Annotated in this window: 12 protein-coding genes; 2 read left to right on the forward strand and 10 right to left on the reverse strand. The window is 60.4% G+C overall.

Going from position 1 to position 19,382, the window contains the following annotated elements; genetic code table 11:
• Positions 1–13: 13 nt before the first annotated feature.
• Positions 14–1,198, reverse strand: coding sequence for an N-acetylmuramoyl-L-alanine amidase family protein (locus HAD_RS15435; protein WP_035573321.1), 1,185 nt, complete (start codon positions 1,196–1,198; stop codon positions 14–16).
• A gap of 431 nt (positions 1,199–1,629) precedes the next feature.
• On the opposite strand from HAD_RS15435, the gene HAD_RS15440 reads away from it, so the two are divergent.
• Positions 1,630–4,353 (forward strand): Rne/Rng family ribonuclease, encoded by a 2,724-nt coding sequence (locus HAD_RS15440; RefSeq protein ID WP_035573323.1) that lies wholly within the window; start codon positions 1,630–1,632, stop codon positions 4,351–4,353.
• Positions 4,354–4,430: 77 nt separating this feature from the next.
• Here HAD_RS15440 and HAD_RS15445 read toward each other — a convergent pair whose 3' ends face one another.
• From HAD_RS15445 to HAD_RS15475, 7 genes are all read right to left on the reverse strand, one after another.
• A complete protein-coding gene (locus HAD_RS15445; protein WP_035573324.1) occupies positions 4,431–6,662 on the reverse strand; it encodes a 3-hydroxyacyl-CoA dehydrogenase NAD-binding domain-containing protein in 2,232 nt (743 codons plus the stop codon).
• Between the two features lie 31 nt (positions 6,663–6,693).
• Complete coding sequence (locus HAD_RS15450) at positions 6,694–7,899, reverse strand: acetyl-CoA C-acetyltransferase (RefSeq protein ID WP_035573326.1); 1,206 nt, start codon at positions 7,897–7,899, stop codon at positions 6,694–6,696.
• A gap of 39 nt (positions 7,900–7,938) precedes the next feature.
• On the reverse strand, positions 7,939–8,577 hold the full coding sequence (locus HAD_RS15455; protein WP_206741288.1) for a pyridoxamine 5'-phosphate oxidase family protein: 639 nt from the start codon (positions 8,575–8,577) through the stop codon (positions 7,939–7,941).
• 1 nt (position 8,578) lies between these two features.
• Positions 8,579–9,013 carry a PaaI family thioesterase gene (locus HAD_RS15460; protein ID WP_051596364.1) on the reverse strand — a complete coding sequence of 145 codons (435 nt, stop codon included), beginning with the start codon at positions 9,011–9,013 and terminating at the stop codon, positions 8,579–8,581.
• 6 nt (positions 9,014–9,019) lie between these two features.
• Positions 9,020–10,186, reverse strand: coding sequence for an acyl-CoA dehydrogenase family protein (locus HAD_RS15465; RefSeq protein WP_035573327.1), 1,167 nt, complete (start codon positions 10,184–10,186; stop codon positions 9,020–9,022).
• A 214-nt stretch (positions 10,187–10,400) separates the two neighbouring features.
• On the reverse strand, positions 10,401–12,182 hold the full coding sequence (locus tag HAD_RS15470; RefSeq protein WP_035573328.1) for an acyl-CoA dehydrogenase C-terminal domain-containing protein: 1,782 nt from the start codon (positions 12,180–12,182) through the stop codon (positions 10,401–10,403).
• A 98-nt stretch (positions 12,183–12,280) separates the two neighbouring features.
• Positions 12,281–12,760, reverse strand: coding sequence for a MerR family transcriptional regulator (locus tag HAD_RS15475; RefSeq protein WP_051596365.1), 480 nt, complete (start codon positions 12,758–12,760; stop codon positions 12,281–12,283).
• A 237-nt stretch (positions 12,761–12,997) separates the two neighbouring features.
• Between HAD_RS15475 and HAD_RS15480 the strand changes: the two genes are divergently transcribed.
• Positions 12,998–16,624, forward strand: coding sequence for a peptidoglycan-binding protein (locus HAD_RS15480; protein WP_035573329.1), 3,627 nt, complete (start codon positions 12,998–13,000; stop codon positions 16,622–16,624).
• 12 nt (positions 16,625–16,636) lie between these two features.
• Here the strand turns inward: HAD_RS15480 and HAD_RS15485 are convergent, their stop codons facing one another.
• Both HAD_RS15485 and HAD_RS15490 read right to left on the reverse strand, forming a co-directional pair.
• Complete coding sequence (locus tag HAD_RS15485) at positions 16,637–17,908, reverse strand: amidohydrolase family protein (RefSeq protein ID WP_035573331.1); 1,272 nt, start codon at positions 17,906–17,908, stop codon at positions 16,637–16,639.
• Positions 17,905–19,326, reverse strand: a complete 1,422-nt coding sequence (locus HAD_RS15490; protein ID WP_035573333.1) for an amidohydrolase — start codon at positions 19,324–19,326, stop codon at positions 17,905–17,907. Before HAD_RS15490 ends, HAD_RS15485 begins: the two co-directional genes overlap by 4 nt.
• Positions 19,327–19,382 lie beyond the last annotated feature (56 nt).

Below are 19,382 nucleotides of genomic sequence, written 5' to 3' on the forward strand. Positions count from 1 at the left end.
TTTCCCCGTAGGATCAGCCGGAACGGTCCGCCAGAAGCTTTTCCTGCTGAATGAAGAAACGATCGATGCCGCGCTTGACGGCATTCATGGATTTCTGGCGGCCAGATCGCGATTGCAGCCGGTTGGCGTCCTCCCGGTTGGTCAGAAAGCCAAGCTCCAGCAGGACAGCCGGGACATCCGGCGCCAACAGCACGTAAAAGCCTGCATTCTTGTGGGTATCGCGCAGCACAGGCCCGGCCTGCTGCAGCTCTGGCAGCAGCAATTCGGCAAATTCCGCCGAATGGGTCTTGGTCTCCCGCTTCACCAGATCCTTCAGGATACCGGTGATCGACTGGGCTGTGCCATCCTCCATCGGGATCTGCCAGTCATTCTTGCTGGCCTCCTTGTCGATCCGGGATTCGCCCCGTGCCGAAATCGTATAGACCGACGCGCCGGAGACGGTTGAGCGGCCCGCTGCATCGGCGTGCAGCGAGATGAACAGGTTTGCCCCCCAGTTCCGGGCAAGTGTCACGCGGTCTTCAAGCTCAATGAATGTGTCGGTTTCCCGTGTCAGGCGGACCTCATAGCGCGGGTCTGCCTCCAGCAGCTTTTTCAGCTGGAGCGCCGCCGCGAGCGTGATGTCTTTTTCTTTCTTGCCTGTCACGGCCAGCGCGCCGGGATCTTTCCCGCCATGGCCCGCATCGACGACGATCACGTATTTCTTGTTGCCAACGCCAGGCTTGAGTGCCGCAACCTCGCGGCGCTGTCCTGCCTCGTTGAGGGCGGTCAGCGCCTTGGCCAGCTGGCGCATGTCGCGCCGGGCCACGCTGGCGAACCGGGCGCCAGAAACGGTGTCGAGATCGATGATCACCCGGTGATCTGTTGCCGTACCGGTGGGCGGGAGGGTCAGAACCCGTGTCACCATCAGCGGCCGATCGAGGCTGAAACGCAATTCAGACCCGCTCACAGCCCATTCCGGGACCCCGCCCATGCCTTTGCCAGACCGCGCCGTCGTGGCCCCGTGCAAGGGCAGAACGACCGAGCGCCCGCTGGCGCCTTCGACCATATAAGCCCTCGGATCCTGTGCCGTGTCGGTCCAGATCGTGATTCGGGTTGGCGCGCCGTTGCCCACGACGCGTACATCGCGCACTTCACCGCGGGCCTGAAAAGCCCCGAGACAAAAGGCAATTGCCAGAAAAATAAACCGAATATTCAACATAAAGTTGATACTCTTACCACCAGAACACAACAAATAGACCGAACGAACAGCCTCCATAGCAAACCGAACATTAACCCACGATTGACCGGAGCTAATCAGCAACAGCAGCCAATTCACTATTTGACTCTTTTCTTAGTCGGGAAAATTGGGCACTATCCGGGGCGTAGCCGGATTGCCGTGCTACAACGCAAGTTTCCTTATGACGCGCCAGCGATCCCGGCTCACCCAACACAGGTCAGCGGGCGCCGCGCTCCGGAAAGCAGAGCAAATGTACCAGGGTGCCGCCCTAAATGACGCTTTTTCAATGCCGCCAAGACGGCATCAAGGCGGACGTGCCAGCACCCATTCCCTCAATATTCAGACCGGCCAGCTAGACTGCCTGAGGCGAAAACCGCCCGTTACAGCAGCGCCGGATCAAAAGGTTCCTCTACATGAGCAAACTCATGCTGATCGACGCCGCCCACCCGGAAGAGACCCGTGTGGCGATCGTCAACAATGGGCAGGTCGACGACTTCGACTTCGAAACAACTGGTAACGAACAACTCCGCGGCAACATTTACCTGGCAAAGGTAACGCGGGTTGAGCCGTCGCTGCAGGCGGCCTTCGTGGAGTATGGCGGTAATCGCCATGGCTTCCTCGCCTTCAGCGAGATCCACCCCGACTATTACCAGCTTCCGGCTGAAGACCGCGAAGCCTTGCTGCGTGAAGCCGCCGAAGAGGCCGCCGCCGCCATCGAAGATGACGATGAGGACGACGACGCTTCCGCCGATGCCGAAAACGGCGACGACTCCGACGATTCAGATATCGACGATGAGGACGCCGCGGCAGAAGACGATTCCGAAAACGGCGATGAGGCTGACGAAGCCTCGGCCGATGACGAAGACGACGAAGACAATGGTGACCAGGGCGGCCGGAAAAAGAAACCCGCCAAGTCTTCCAGCCGCCGTCCGGCCCGCAAGTCCAGCCGGACGTCAATCTCCAAACGCTACAAGATCCAGGAAGTGATCCGCCGCCGGCAGGTGATGCTGGTGCAGGTAGTCAAGGAAGAGCGCGGCTCCAAGGGCGCGGCGCTGACCACTTATCTCTCCCTCGCAGGCCGCTACTCGGTCCTGATGCCGAATACGCCCCGTGGCGGCGGCATCTCCCGCAAGATCGTCAACAGCTCTGACCGCAAGCGCCTGAAGTCCATCGTTTCCGACCTGGACGTGCCGGACGGCATGGGCCTGATCGTGCGCACGGCTGGCGCCAAACGCACCAAGGCCGAGATCAAACGCGATTACGATTATCTTTCAAAGCTCTGGGAGACGATCGTCGAGAAGACGCTCACCTCCGAAGCCCCCATGTTGATCAATGCCGAAGGCGGACTGGTCCACCGCGCCATGCGGGACATGTTCGACAAGGAGATCGAGGAAGTCCTTGTTCAAGGCGAAGATGCCTATCGCGAAGCGAAGGATCTCGCCAAGCTGATCATGCCGAGCCAGTCCAAGAAGGTTCAGCAATGGAAGGAAGAGGACCCACTCTTCGTTTCAGAAGCGGTCGAGGAACAGCTCGATTCGATCTACTCTCCTGTCGTGCAGCTGAAATCCGGCGGCTATCTGGTCATCAACCAGACCGAAGCGCTGGTGGCGATCGACGTGAACTCCGGCAAGGCCACGCGTGAGCGGAACATCGAACAGACGGCAACCCGCACGAACCTGGAAGCCGCCGAGGAAGCCTGCCGCCAGATGCGCCTGCGCGATCTCGCCGGCCTCATCGTCATCGACTTCATCGATATGGATGAGAACAAGAACAACCGCGCCGTCGAGAAGAAGCTGAAAGAACACCTGAAGGTCGACCGCGCCCGCGTTCAGCATGGCCGGATCTCGCAATTTGGCCTGATGGAAATCTCCCGGCAGCGCCGCCGCCAGGGCGTCCTGCAGGCAACTTCCGATCCCTGCCCGTCCTGTAACGGCACTGGCCGCCGCCGCTCCATCCCGTCGGCTGCTCTCCAGCTGATCCGCGCGATCGAGGCCCGCGCCGCAACGGGCGGCTTGAAGGCGATCTCGGTGAAAGCCCCGACGGATGTCGCGCTCTACATTCTGAACAACAAACGCGAAGCGCTGATCGAAATCGAGCGGATGGCCGGTTTTGCGGTCTCCATCCACTCCTCCGAGGAGATGCTGCCAGGCGATTTCACGATTGACGCCGAGCGCGACCAGAACGCCAAACCGAAGAAACGCAAACAGCCTCGCTCGCTGCAGAAACCGTCCAAGCCGGCTCCGTCGGATGCGGACGATGAAAGCATCGACGACGACGAGACAGACGATTCCGAGAACGAGGCCGACAGCGACGAAGACGGTGACGAGAAAAAGTCCCGCCGCAAGCGCCGCCGTCGTGGCGGACGCCGCCGCAGCAAGGGCGATCGTGAAACCGGTATGGAAGTCGTCGATGGCGATGCCCCCATTGTCGCCCTCGATGAGGAAAGCGCGGACGACGACGAAGAGTCCGGTGATGATGACGACGACAGCAATGACGCCTCGTCCGACGAAGATTCGGAAACACCGCGCAAGCGCCGCCGCCGCGGTCGCCGCGGTGGCCGTCGTCGGCGCCGCAGCAATACGGACCGTGCCGAAGGCTCCGAAGACCAGAACGAAAATGCACCGGCCGATGGCGGGGCTTATCTCGATGGCCTGGCCGCCAGTGCACCGGACATGCTGGACGAAGAACCAGCAGCCCAGCTGGAAGCGTCAGAGCCGGAAATCATGCCGGAATCGGTCGCTGAGGAAGCTGTTGCTGACGTGAAAGCGAACGAAGAGGCCGAAGCTGAAGACAAGCCCAAGCCAAAACGCACCCGCCGTTCCCGCGCCCGCAAATCCGAAGCACCTGCCGATGAGGCGGCTGCGGAAGCGGCACCCGCCGAGCAGCCGGAAGCCGAAGCGCCTGCCACCAAACAGGAGGCTGAACCTGAAACGCAGCCGGAGCCTGAAGTGATGCCCGCCGATGTCGCGGCAGAAGCGGTCGATTCGGTGGAAGCGGAAGTCGAGGCGGAAGCCGTTATTGCCCACATGGACGAAAGCGCTGCCAAGCCGGAACCAACACCGGAACCAGAACCGGCGAAAGCCAAGAAATCTGACGCCCCCCGCCGCACCGGCTGGTGGGCCCGCGCCCGGAAGTAAGGTCGCTATATCATCCGCAAAAACAAAAAGGCCGGAGCAATGCTCCGGCCTTTTCTATTGGGCTGAAACCCTTGCGCCTAGGCTGCAGCTTTCGCCTTCGACCCGGCGGGCGGGAAGCGGTCGTAGAAGCCTTCGCCTTTAGCGGCCATGTCGCGCAGGACGGCCGGCGGTTCGAAGCGGTCGCCATATTTAGCGGCGAGACGGTCAGCCTCTGCAACGAACTCCTTGATGCCCCAGATCAGGTCGACATAGGAGCAGCAACCGCCCGTGAACGGCGCAAAGCCCCAGGCCAGGATTGAGCCGATGTCTGCATCGCGGGCATCAGTGATGACCCCTTCGTCGAAGCAGCGGGCCACTTCGATGGCCTGGCGCACGAGGAAGCGGTTGGTCAGCTCTTTCTTCAGATCCGGCGGGCATTCGTCCACCTTCACTTCGATCATCTTGTTGATGTCGGGCCAGAGGCGTTCCGGCTTGCCCTTCTCGTTATAGTCGTAGAAGCCCTTACCCGCCTTGCGGCCGACACGGCCCTGATCTTCGACCAGCCATGCGAGGAACTGGGTCCGGTCATCGCTTTGCAGGTCGACGCCTGCAGCTTCGGCCGTGGCACGTGTCACTTTCAGGGCGGTGTCGAGGCCGACAGAGTCAGACACTTCCAGAGCGCCCATCGGCATGCCGCACTGGCGGCCGACATTCTCGATGATGGCCGGCTTGATGCCCTCACCCAGCATTTCCATACCTTCGCGCGTATAGGTGCCGAAGCAACGCGAGGTGTAGAAGCCGCGGCTGTCGTTCACAGCAATCGGCGTCTTGCGGATGGCAAGCACATAGTCGATCGCCTTGGCGAGCGTGGCTTCGCTGGTTTCCTTGCCCGAGATGATCTCGACCAGACCCATACGCTCCACCGGCGAGAAGAAGTGAATGCCGATGAAATTCTCGGGACGCTTCGACGCCTTGGCGAGGCCCGTGATCGGCAGGGTCGATGTGTTGGAACCGAAGACGGCATTATCGTCCAGAACGGCTTCGGCCATCCCGGTGATCTTGGCTTTCAGCTCTTCATTCTCGAACACGGCTTCAATCACGAGATCGGCGCCTTTGACGTCATCATAGGAATCCGTCGTGGTGATCAGGTCGAGCAGGGCATCGCCCTTTTCTTTGGTCGACTTGCCGCGCGACACGTCCTTGTCGACGAGGCGGCGGGAATAGTCCTTGCCCTTCTCCGCGTTCTCTTTCGAGACGTCGACCAGAACGGTCGGGATGCCGGCTTTGGCCTGGACGTAGGCAATACCTGCGCCCATCAGGCCCGCACCAATAACGGCGATCTTCTTGAATTCCGTCTTCGGATGACCTGCCGGGCGGTTTGCCCCTTTCGACAGTTCCTGCATCGACAGGAACAGCGAGCGGATCATTGCCTTGGCTTCAGGGCGCTGCTGGGTGTTGATGAAGTATCGCGTTTCAATACGCAGGCCGGCATCGATCGGCACCTGGATGCCTTCATAGACACAGGACAGGATATTCTTCTGGGCCGGATAGTTTCCGTAGGTTTTCGAGGCCAGCATCATGTTGGACATCGTTGCGACCTGACCGGCACCCGGAGATTTGTGCGGCACGCCGCCCGGCACTTTGAAGCCCTTCTCGTCCCACGGCGCCTTGGCTGTCGGATTAGCTTTCACCCATGCCTTGGCCTTGTCCACCGTTTCGGACGATGGAGCGATTTCCTGCACGACGCCCATGGCAAGCGCCTTTTCGGCATCAAAGCTCTGCCCTTGCAGGATGAGCGGCAGGGCAGCCTGAACGCCAACAAGCCGCGGCAAGCGCTGTGTACCGCCTGCGCCCGGCAGAAGGCCGATCTTGGCTTCCGGCAGCCCGAACTGAAGCTTCGGATTGTCATTCGCGGCAACGCGGTAGTGACAAGCGAGGGCTACTTCGAGGCCGCCGCCGAGGGCAAGACCGTTCAGGGCCACCGCCACTGGCTTGCCGCAGGTTTCCAGTTTGCGCAGCGTACCGTTCAGGGCAAAGCCCTGGTCGAATTGCTGCTTCTTGAGTTCCGCTTCGGAGAGCTCCTGCTTCTGGCCGCCGCCAGCGCGCTGGCCCATCTCGCCCAGGTCTGCCCCGGCGCAGAAACCGCTCGGCTTGCCTGAAGAGATAACCAGGCCTTTGATCGCGTCGTTGGAGGCGACTTCTTCAGCAATCGCGATGATGTCGGCGACAGCTTTGCCCGTCAGCGTATTCATGCTGCGGCCCGGCACGTCGAAAACAGCATGTGCAATGCCGTCAGCGTCGATGTCCCAACCAAATGTCTCGAGTTTCATGATACTATATTCCGATTATTCTGTGTAAGGATTAAACGCGTTCGATGATCGTCGCCGTGCCCATACCGGCACCGACGCAGAGCGTGATCAGGGCTGTTTCCTTGCCCGAGCGCTCAAGCTCATCCACCATTGTGCCGAGGATCATGCCGCCGGTGGCACCCAGTGGGTGTCCCATGGCGATCGCCCCGCCGTTCACGTTCATCTTTTCGTGCGGAATGTTCAGGTTTTGCATCATCAGCAGGACAACCGACGCAAACGCTTCGTTCAGCTCGTACAGGTCGATGTCTTCCGGATTCATCCCGGCTTTCTTGAGCACTTTCTGGGTCACATAGGTCGGGCCGGTCAGCATGATGCCCGGTTCGGACCCGATCGACGCCATGGCTCTGACGCGCGCACGCGGCTTCAGGCCGAAGGCTTCGCCCATTTCCTTGGAGCCGAACAGCACAGCGGATGCACCATCCACAATACCCGACGAGTTGCCCGCATGGTGGACGTGATTGATCTTTTCCACTTCCGGGTAGCGCTGCTTGATGACTTCGTCGAAGCCCATGGCGCCCATACCGGCAAAAGACGGGTTCAGTCCGGCGAGCGATTGCATGTCCGCATCCGGGCGCATGTGCTCGTCGTGATCCAGGCGGATGCCGCCCATCTGGTCTTTCACCGGAACGATGGACTTGGCAAACCGGCCTTCTTTCCAGGCCGTCGCGGCACGCTTCTGGCTTTCCACGGCGAAGGCATCGACGTCATCGCGGGAAAAGCCGTACTTGGTCGCAATCGTGTCAGCCCCAATTCCCTGAGGGGAGAAATAGGTTTTCAGCGCGACCTGCGGGTCTGTCGACCACGCACCGCCAGAAGCACCCATCGGGACCCGGCTCATGGATTCGACACCGCCGCCGATTGCCATGTCGGCTTCACCGGTCATCACTTTCGAGGCGGCCATGTTGCAAGCCTCAAGGCCCGAAGCACAGAAGCGGTCGACCTGAACACCAGCAGTCGTTTCCGCATAGTCGGCGTTCAGCACCGCCACGCGGGCGATATCCGCCCCCTGCTCGCCCACTGGCGAAACACAGCCCAGAACCACATCGTCCACCTTGGACGTGTCGAGTTCATTGCGTTCACGGATGGCCTGCAACACTTGCGTGGCAAGGCTAAGCGACGTGATTTCGTGCAACGAACCACTTTTCTTGCCTTTGCCGCGCGGCGTACGGACCGCGTCGTAGATATAGGCTTCAGTCATTTGAAGTGACTCCTTTCGATGGAGGGGATGTTATTCTGACTATGTTGCAGGCGATTGCCCGCTTTCCAATTGAGCGACCCGGGCCTTGAGCTGTTGGTTTTCCTCCACCAACTCATTGAGCCGTGGGGCGATCAACTGAGCGACTTGTTCTTCTGTATACCGCGGCAGGATATATTTCGGGCAGTTCCAGTCGCGCGCGACGATCTTGATCGTCATCAGGCGCTCAACCGGCCCCTGCCCATCCTGAGCCAGAGCATCTTGCAGATCCGGATCTGAAGCGGCATCGACCATCCGGGCTTCTCCGAGCATTTTCAGCCGGGCGCGGCGAGGATAGTCCATGAAAAAAAGAGATACCCGGTCTGACCCGTCAAGGTTGCCGCGTGTGATGAACTGCCGATTACCGAGATAATCCGCAAAACCGATCGTGTCCGGACCGAGAATTTTCACGAAGCCAGCAGGACCGCCGCGATGCTGGATATAGGGCCACCCGTTGCTGCCGGTGGTAGCGATGTAGAAGCTGGTCGAACCTGACAGGAACGCAATCGTATCATCGTCCAATGGGCCTCGATGGCGATTGCTGTAGATACGTTCGTATGTCTCACGCATGCCCGCCTGTTCCTGGTAGGCCTTTACCGCATCGGTAAACAGGAGTTCGGCATAGTTCTGCATCACAGTCATTTTACCCCTCCTTCGCCGGCTTCAGGACCGGGTTCAGGGTGAGACTCGCGGTGGAGCGGGCAGCTTCCTTGCCGCGTGAATCGTAGAGCTCGGCTTCGGCGAACACCATTGCCCGGCCGACATTGCGCAGGCGGGCGGCCACTTCGATGGCGCCTTTGCGAACAGGGCGGAGAAAATGCGTATGCAGGTCCACCGTCGAAGGCAGTTTCGTCTTGCCGGCTTTCATGCCCGCCAGCATGCCGATCGTATCATCCATCATGGCGACAAGATAGCCGCCCTGGATGACACCGGCCGGATTGCAGAACTCTGGCCGGCCTTCGAAGCGCACACGTGTGGTCAGTTCTTTCATGTCGAGCGCAAGAAGCTCGAAACCAAGCGACGTCGAGCTCGGGCTGGGCGTCGGAAACACATCACGAATGAGGTGGCTGTCGGGCATGTCAGGCTAGAGGGTCCTCGCGATCAGCATTTTCATGACTTCATTGGCCCCGCCATAAATGCGCTGCACGCGGGCGTCCGCATACATCTGGGCGATGGGATACTCGTCCATATAACCAAAGCCGCCGTGCAGTTGCAGACACTCGTCGATGATCTTGCACTGCAGGTCGCTGATCCAGTATTTCGACATGGAGGCCGTCGCAGCGTCGAGCTCCTCTTTCAGGAGAAGCTCCGTACAGTGATCAGCAAAGACCTTTGCGACAGTCGCTTCGGTCTTGCACTCGGCGAGCTTGAACTGGGTGTTCTGGAAATCGAAGATCGTACCGCCGAACGCTTTGCGGTTCTTGACGTACTCGACGGTCTCATGGATCGCGCGCTCAATCATGCCAACGCCCTGAAGGCCGATGATGTGGCGCTCTTGCGGCAGCTTCTGCATCAGCTGGATGAAGCCCTTGCCTTCTTCCTCACCGAGGAGGTTCGAGGCGGGCACGCGCACATCGTCGAAGAACAGTTCGGATGTGTCGGCAGCATGCTGGCCGACTTTCTCCAGGTTCCGGCCCCGGCGGAAGCCTTCCACCTTGTCTGTCTCAACGCCAACAATCGAAATGCCTTTGGCGCCCTGGCTCGGATCAGTCTTGACGCAAAGCAGGATCAGGTTGGCGGTCTGGCCGTTGGAAATGAAGGTCTTCGAACCGTTGATGACATACTCGTCGCCATCGCGTTTGGCGGTCGTCTTCATGCCCTGGAGGTCGGAGCCCGCGCCCGGCTCCGTCATTGCGATGGCCGTGACGATATCGCCATTACAGATGCCTGGCAGCCAGCGGCGCTTCTGCTCTTCGGTACCGTAGGCGGTGATGTAGGGGGCGATGATCGCGTTGTGCAGCGTGATGCCGAACCCGTCGATGCCCTTCCACTGTTGTTGTTCGATGATGATGGCCTCGTGGCGGAAATCACCGCCTGCACCGCCATATTCTTCCGGCACCGACGCGCCAAGCAGGCCCATCTCGCCAGCCTTCTTCCAGATATCCTTCGGCACGACCCCGGCCTTGCGCCACTCCGGCACGTGCGGAGCGCATTCCTTTTCAAAGAACTGGCCGACCGCATCGGAGAAAATGTCGAGCTCCTCATCCTGACGCCACGTGGGCTTGGGTACGTTGAGCGGGCTCTGTTGCATGGTCGTTCTCCGGCTTTCATCTAATATAGTGAGCAAGCGGGCAATTTCCGCTTACGTTCACGTAAACATGTAGCCGCCCGGCCCATTTTTTCCCAGTCCTTCCCCAGCGTTAGACGTATGAGGATTCAGGGAAAATTTTGCCGCAGGGCACCGCCGGGAGTGTATCACACTCCCGCGATTACCCCGAGACAATCAAAACCAGGAAAGATTCGCCTCAGAAGGCGTCTACTTCGAGATCCATCAGCGGCGCTGCGCCGGTCTTCACTTTTGCGAGATGAGCTGCGCCATCCGGCAAGAGGCGCTCAACGAAGTAGCGCCCGGTCACCAGTTTCTGCTCGTAGTAAGGCTCGCTGCCCTTGTTCTCCAGCGCAATCTTCGCCATCTGCGCCCACATGTATGCCAGCGCTGTCAGACCGAACAGGTGCAGGTAATCATGGCTGGATGCCCCGGCATTGTTGAAATCCGACATGCCATTCTGCATCAGCCACATCGTGCCCTCTTGCAGCTCACCCTTGATCTTCTGCAAGCCCTCCACGAACAGCGTCATCTCCTCATTGCCCTCATTCGCCGCAATGAATTCGTCGATGTCGGAGAAGAAGGAGAAGACTGCGCGTCCGCCATTGGCCGCCAGCTTGCGGCCAACAAGGTCCAGCGCCTGCACGCCGTTTGTGCCTTCGTAGATTGTAGTGATCCGGCAGTCGCGGACGATCTGCTCCATGCCCCATTCACGGGTAAATCCGGAACCGCCATGCAGCTGCAGGGCCCAGTTGGCACACTCATAGCCCTTGTGGGTCAGATAGGCTTTCACCACCGGGGTCAGTAGCGCCATGTAGTCGGAGGATTTTTCACGCACTTCATCTTCCGGCGACTTGTGTTGCAGGTCGGCCTGGAACGCCGTCCAGTAAGTGAAGCAACGCGCCCCTTCGATGAACGCCTTCTGGTCCAACAGCATGCGGCGCACATCCGGGTGCACGATGATCGGATCGGCTGGCTGTTCAGGCGACTTCACGCCGGTCAGCGAGCGGCCCTGAACGCGGTCGCGCGCGAAGTCAGCGGCGTTCTGGTAGGCCAGCTCAGCCTGTGACAGGCCCTGCAGGCCGACGCCGAGGCGCGCTTCGTTCATCATCACGAACATGGTGCGCATCCCCTTGTGCTCCTCGCCAACGAGGAAGCCGGTCGCGCCATCATAATTCATCACGCACGTCGCATTGCCGTGGATGCCCATCTTTTCTTCGAGACCACCGCAGGAACAGTCATTGCGTTCGCCAATGGAACCGTCTTCTCCCACCATGTACTTCGGCACCAGGAACAGCGAGATGCCCTTGATCCCTTCCGGGGCGCCTTCAATGCGCGCCAGAACGAGATGGATGATATTGTCCGTCAGGTCCTGCTCACCACCGGAGATCCAGATCTTCTGGCCCGTGATCTTGTAGGTGCCGTCCGCCTGGGGCACGGCTTTCGTCTTGATCAAACCCAGATCGGTCCCGCACTGCGGCTCGGTCAGGTTCATCGTGCCGGCCCATTCGGCCGACGCCATTTTCGGGCCGTACTTCGCCTTCAGCTCATCGGACCCACCGGCCATCAGCGCCTGAAATGCGCCATGGGTGAGCCCCGGATACATGCCGAATGCCATGTTCGACGACGATACCATCTCGGTCCATGCAATGTTCACAACATGCGGCAGGCCCTGCCCGCCCATTTCCGGATCCACCGAGAGAAGCGGCCAGCCACCTTCGACCAGCTGCTTGTAAGCATCCGGGAAGCCGTCCGGCGTTTTCACGCTTGCATCGTCGCTGCGGACACAGCCCTGACGGTCACCAGTGGCGTTCAGCGGATACAGCACTTCCTTCGCGAACTTGCCGCCTTCCTCAAGAATCGCATTGACCAGATCGGGTGTCACTTCCTCGAAACCGGGCAGGTTCGAATAATTCTGGATCTGAAGCACTTCCTGAAGAATGAAGCGCATGTCGCGGATTGGGGCGTCGTAACGAGGCATATTTGCAGGTCCTTTAATGCGTGAAGGGCGTCTACCACTTTCGTAGCGCGCCCTTCTGGAAAGGTCTTTCTAATATGGCGGAAAACCCGCCTTACAGATCAGACTTCATCAAGCTGTCGACGTGCCACAGCCTCATAGGCGGCCGCTTGACGTTTGCCTTCTTCGGTAGGGCCGACCTGGTCAACCAGGCCCTCCAGCCAGACGATGCCTTTGCGGAGTTCTCCGAGCGCGGTGTCGATATCTTCACGCTGGATTTCCAGCTCTTTCACCTGTTTGCGGAACTTCTCCAGCATCATGCGCGTCTGCGCCCGCTTGCCGTCATTCAGCGCATAGAGATCAAGGATCTCGCGGATGTCGGCCAGCGGCAATCCAAGGCGCTTGAGGCGGACAATTATCGTCAGCCGTGCGCGGTCCCGGTTTGAATAGACCCGCATCATGCCATCACGCGCCGGGTGCAGCATGTCTTTGTCTTCGTAGAAACGCAGGGCCCGTGGCGTTACCCCGAACTCCCGGGCGAGTTCAGAGATTGTGTAGGTGCGGGAATCTGCAGCGGAAATCGAGGGGTGCTTGTGTGACATAGGGTCAACTTAGATCAAACCTTACGCGAACGTCAACGTAAGCCCCGAATAAATTTTGCGCCATTCCGGCCTTCTAAGCCAATTAACCGGAAATTACCCTACAGTTATCAGATTAAGCGGAAATCTTTACCTTTAACCTCCCCTTAAGACGACACCTGCCATCAAACATGGGGAAAATGAACAAATCTGCCTGTTTCGTTAACCGATGCGGGCGGATTGGCTGTCAGGAGTATGGGGATGAGTCAGTCAGGCACAGGGGCGGCGAAGGGAATCGACCAGCGCGCCCGCGAAGCCGCGAGAGAGGCCGCCCGCTCGGAAGGACTGACTCTGGGCGAATACCTCGACCGGCTGATGAAAGCCCCTGCTGAGGGTCGCCAGCCGAATGAAGTGCCCGGCCCTGCCGATGCCCGCCGTCCGCGGTCCGGTTCGGCAGATGATGCACTCGAGCGCCTGACCCGCCGGATCGAAGCCACCGAGGCCCGCTCGGCCATGGCAATCACCAGCATGGACGACACGATCCATGACCTGGTGGGCCGACTGGAAGACACCCAGCAGACAACCGCTGCCATTGCAGGCCATGTCGAAGGCGTCATCGACCAGCTGCGCGAAACCCACAATGCCCTGAAACAGAAGGTCCGCCGGCTGGAAGAAGACGATTCCCAGCAGGAAAATCTTGAGGCCATGAAAGCGCTCGAAAGCGCCCTCGGCAAGCTGGCCAGCCATGTCTACGAAGAGAGCGAACTCGCCGAGCAGGAAACCCAGGCGATCAAGGGCCGGGTCGAATCCGGGTTCATGGACATCATCGAACGCGTCGAGGCCATGGAAACCCGGGTCGAGACCACACGGACCGACACCGCCGAACAAATCAAGCAGGGCGTCGAACAAGCCGCGCTTCGTGCTGCCGGCGTTGCGCGCCAGGTTTCCGAACGCATGGACGGCCTCGAAACGGAAGTGCAGGAGCGCCTGGAGGCCGTCAGCGACCGGGCAGAACGGCTGGAAGCAACCGAAACGCGCATGGAGGCCATTGAGACCGATGTCTCCGGCGCGCTCGATTCCCTGGATATGCGGTTCGACCAAATTCAGAACCGGCTGACGCGTGCGGAAACCACGACCGACTCGGCGCTGAAGAATCTCGAAACAACGGTCTCAAGTCTCGATGAGCGGATCGGCGACGTTGCCAGCAAGATGGCCCCGGATCTCGCCGACCAGTTGCGGACCGAATTTGAAGCCCGCTTCGAAGACATGATGTCCTCTGTGCGCGAGACGGTTGATGCCGTACGCCAGGAGCTGGCGGAAGAAATCACGCGCACGGCAACGACCTCCGGAGAGGAAGCCGTCGCCGAGGTGAAGGAAACGCTCAGCGGCATGCAGGAGCGGCTGGACGCCAACGAAGAGCGTCAGGCCAGCGCCATCGAGCAAGTCTCTGCGCAGGTGGGTTCGCTCAACAAGACCTTTGATACCCGGTTGCGCGAAGTTGAAGAACGCAGTGATGCCGCCACGGGCGAAGCCGTGCGCGAAGAGATCGAGCGTCTTGGCAAGACGGTCAGTGAGCGGATCGATGAACTGGCCGAAGACCTGACCCAACGGGTCAATGACAGCGAATCCCGCAGCGCTGAAGCGATTGAGCAGATCGGCGATCAGGTTGCCGCGGCCAATAATCGCCTCCAGTCGCGCCAGAACGAGGCGATCAAGGCCTTGGCCGAACAGGTCGACGAAAACCGGAAGAAAGCGGATGCCCGCCTTTCCGATGCGCTTGCCGGCGTCTCCGAGCGTCTGGAACAAATGCAGTCGCAGGCCAATGAATCCGTGTCTCCGGTGCAGAAGGCCATCGCCATGTTGGCGGCCCGTCTCGAAAGCCTGGAAGAAAACACGCCGCCCCCCGGCGCGCCGGTTGAACTGGACAGCGTCCCCGCCAGCTTGGCTGACATCGATGATAATCCCTTGTCGGACAGCCAGTTCGAAGCCTTTGACACGCCATCCGAGTTCGACAGCTTTGAAGACTTCGACACATTCGAGGCCTTTGCCGATTTCGAAGCAGATGAGCCGGGCTCACAAATAGAGCCGGCGGTCTCCCTGCCAGAAACCGAAGACACGCCACCGCCTGCCGACGCCTCCGACACGGCCCCGCCCGAAGCAGAAACTGAGGTTTCAGAGGACGACGATGGCGTCGCCTTCGAAGCCGAAGAAATTTACGCCGAAGGCCCGGTCGAAGAAGACCATGCCGCCGATGATGATGCTGACACATTTGAAGCGGGTCTCGAGTCCTGGGATTCCGAACCTGATGACGACATTCAGGCGGAAACGGCAGAGTCATTCGAAGACGATTTCGACGCTATCCGCGCCGCAGTCGAAGGCCTGAGCTTTGCCACCTTGGAGGCTGAAGCAGACGGCGAAACAGAACCGGACGAGACCCCGGATCTGTTTACGGAGGAAAGTGAAGACGAACTCGTCACCCCTCTGGAGGCGCTGGATGGGCTTGAAGGCCTCGACGAAGCCCATACCGAGGCACGGGAATCCGACATTTTCGACGATGAAGAGTTTGAGGCGATCGACCTGCCCGCCGCCGAGCTGCCAGCGGATGAGGCAGAAGTGGCCGTGGCCGCGGAACCGGAATCCAGTGAAGCGGAAGCTGCTGAAGAGGCTGATAAACAGCTCGACGCCGACACCGCCGATTACCTGACACGCGCGCGCAAAGCCGCCATGGCGGCAAGCTTCGGCAAAGGCAGCACGCAAACCGCCGGCAACTCCGGGCGCCCCTTGGTCCGGATGACGTCTGTCGGCTCCAGCCGCCTGCCCCTGATCGCGGCTGCTTCAGCTGTTGCCGTCGCAGGCGTGGCTGCAGGCGGCTACCTCTACATTCGCGGCAAGCAGGACGCGCCGGTCCAGTCAGCGCCGGTCAGCACCTATGTTGATCCGGGTGCCAACGACGCCGCGGCCGCCTCGCTCGCGACCAGCGATGATACGGCCGATGCAGATGACCAGTCCGCAGCGGCCATCGAAGAGGACCTGTTCGGCGAACCGGCAACACCGCCCGCTCAGGCACAATATGCCCCAATCCCGCCCGTCGTGACGGTTCAGGCCGCTGCCGCATCCGGAAACTATATCGCGCAGTATCAACTGGCTCAGGAAAAACTGACATCCGGGGACTATGCCGACGGCGCAGCACTGATGCGCAAAGCCGCGCAGAAGGGTCTCCCCATTGCGCAATATGCGCTCGCGAAGCTGCACGAGCGCGGCACCGGCGTTCCGAAAGATCTTGCCCTTGCACGGGAGTGGACCGAGAAAGCGGCAACCGGCGGGAATGTGAAAGCAATGCACGACCTGGCCGTCTTCATGGCCGAAGGAGAAGGTGGCGAGCAAACCTATGCCGGCGCTGTGGAATGGTTCCGCAAGGGCGCCGAATATGGCGTGGTCGACAGCCAGTACAATCTGGGCGTCCTCTATGAGCAAGGTCTCGGCATCAGCCCGAACCTCACCGAATCCCTGTTCTGGTTCGACGTCGCCAACCGCAATGGTGACGGCGGCGCACCGGCAAAGATCGCCGAACTGATGGAACGCGTTTCACCGGAAGCCGCCGCACAGGCCCGCAGCCGCGCCGCAACCTGGCAGCCTGCCCCGGCCAATGCGATTGCCAATGGCCGCTTCGGAGCCCAGTCCTGGAATATGGGCAACCCTCTGCAGGTTCAGGCGATCCAGAAAGCCCTGAGCGCGCTCGGTTACGCGACCGGCACGCCAGACGGCATCATGGGGGATGGAACGGCCACCGCGATCCGTGATTATCAGCGCGCCAACAACCTGCCCGTAACGGGCACGGTCACGGCGGATCTGATCAATGCACTGAATGCAGGCGCAAGCGCCGGCTGATGCTTCCAGCCTCTATGGCTTCACATAGGCATAGGGGCGATCAGTCTTGTCCAGCGACAGGTAACGATCGCGCAGCTCCGTCTGGCGCGAGGTCATCTCCTGGGGTTCCCCGTCAATGAAGACCGCATCGGTGTTCGTGGTCACCTCCAGTGGATCACCGTCCCATGCGACGACATCGGCATGGGCGCCGGGCGCCAGAATTCCGTAGCCAGACAATCCGTAGATGGATGCAGGGGTTACGGTCAGTGCCTTCATGGCATCGTCCCAGTCCATGCCATTGGCCACGGCATTGCCGGCAATTTGCGTCATCAGGCGGGCCAGATGCGTCGAGTCATCAAGGTTGACGATCGCGACCTGAACCCCGGCATCATCGAGCCGGGCAGCATTTTCCTGCGTCGCAGCAAGCTGTGAGAAGCTCGCGGGCAGGTTTGCGAACCCGTCGACAATGACCGGAATATCCAGCTCTGCCAGCCGGTCTGCCACTCGCCAGCCTTCGTCAGCGCCGATGATGGCAAATTTCAGGTTCCGGTTCGATTCCGCAAGGTCCATCACAGCATTCAGATCGGTCGCGCTGCGCGCATCGATCAGGATCAGCTGGCGTCCTCGTGCGGCTGGCGCCAGGGCTTCTGCATCCCGGCGGGACAAGACATCCCCTTCACCGCCCGCAATATAGCGGGTGGGATAGGCACGGGCGTCATCGAAGGCAGCCCTCAGCTGGGCCCAGGCCGCCGGGCGCGATCCGCCAGCCAGCCCTGCCCCGCCTTCACCGAGCGTGATGAAGGTGAAAGCCTTCGGCGTCAGGTCGGTGTCCTGCGCGCCGCTCGTATCGGCAATAAAGCCCTGACCGGCAAACAGATTGGTCGATGGTTGCGGTACGACGGCAACGCGAGTCACGCCGCCAAGCCGGCTGACATCCACCGCGGTGTCATCCGGATTGAAGCCATCGGACGCATCCAGCGAAGCAGAAAATCCTGACAGGGCCGCGATGGCATCATTGGTCGAATCTTCCGCATCGACTTCGATGATCCCCGTCCGGGAATAAGCCGAGATGAGGCCGGGCGTCACCCATTCGGCACTGATGACTTCCGCGCCCTCTGGTTTCGTCGTGGTGGAGGGGCCGACCGACATGATCGTGCCATTGCGGATAACCACGACCCCATTCTCGATCGTACCGGCATCGGTGCCGGTCCACACTTTCTTGCCTTCGACCACATAGGTTTGTGCCGAAGCGCCGAGCACGGCCACGGCGGCAATTGCAGCGCTTGCCATCAGCTTGCGGATCATTTCATGTCTCCTTCGCCAGGCTGGCCGAGTTCAAAGTCCCTGACGGGACGAACGGAATCGTCGGCGCGATCATACATCAGAGCGCCATCGATAAAGACCTGATCGGCCTTTGTGTAGACGCTGAACGGATTGCCGGACCAGATCACAACATCGCCCATCTTGCCGGGCTTCAGGGAGCCAGTCCGCGCATCAATGCCGAGTGATTTTGCCGGGTTCAGTGAGAGCCATTCCCAGGCCTCTTCGATGGGCACGTCTATGCCGACGCGCTTGCCGTCGGCCCACGCCTTGGCGGCTTCCTGGTTCAGGCGCTGAATGCCGATGTCGCTGTCGGAATGCACGATCGCACAGGCGCCGGCATTATGAACCATCGGAATGTTTTCAGGGATGCCGTCATAGGCTTCCATCTTGAAGCCCCACCAGTCCGCCCACATGGACGAACAGGCGCCATAGTCAGCCAGTTTGTCGGCGATCTTGTAGCTCTCCACGGCGTGGTGGAAAGCGGTGACCTTGTAGCCAAACTCGTTCGACAGATCCATGATCTGCGCCATCTCGTCGGCACGGTAGCAGTGCATGTGAACCAGGATCTCACCCGCGAGCACGCCAGCCAGCGTATCGAGTTCCAGGTCGCGAGCCGGCATCTCGCCGCCCTCGGCGGAATACTTGTCCCATTTACGCTTGTATTCGGCCGCCTTGATCCACGCGGCCCTGTAGCCAGCCATGTTCCCCATCCGGGAAAATGGCGCGCCGCCCGGAATCGTGCCGCTGCCATAGCCATACACGCGCTTGGGGTTTTCCCCGCAGGCCATCTTCAGCGTGTACGGCGCAGCCGGAAACTTCATGCCCTGCACGGTGCGCGCCGGGACGTTCTTCAGGGTAATGCCGCGACCGCCGAACAGGTTCGCGCTGCCGGGCAGAATCTGAAGTGAGGTCACGCCGCCTGCCAAGGCCCGGTCAAATCCTGGATCCTGTGGCCAGATGCCATGCTCGACCCAGACTTCTGCGGTGACCGGCCCGGAAATTTCGTTGCCATCCTGATGGGCAGAAACGGAGGGAGACGGATACGCGCCGAGGTGGCTGTGATTGTCGATGATACCCGGTGTCACCCAGCGGCCGGATGCGTCGATGACCGTCACGCCTTCCGGCGCCTCCAGGTCTGCGCCAATGGCGGAAACCTTTCCGTCCTGCAGGAGCAGACTGCCTTCTTCGATCTTCGCGCCTTCCCCATCCAGGATCGTGGCGTTGGTGATCAACACAGGCGCGCTGGGATAGGCCTTGTAAGTCGATGGGTAAGGATCGGGATCGAACGGTTCATTCGGCGTAAACGGCTTGATCGCCGGTTCGCCGTTATCACCACTGCCACCGCATGCGGCAAGAAATATGGCCGTCGCTGCGAGCGCCACCCAGTTCCATTTTGTCATAATACTTCGCCCCGGTTCTTCCCGTTTCGTGCAGGCCCCATAGAGCGTGGATCAGC

The sequence above is a fragment of the Hyphomonas adhaerens MHS-3 genome (genome assembly GCF_000685235.1).
Taxonomy (GTDB): Bacteria; Pseudomonadota; Alphaproteobacteria; order Caulobacterales; family Hyphomonadaceae; genus Hyphomonas; species Hyphomonas adhaerens.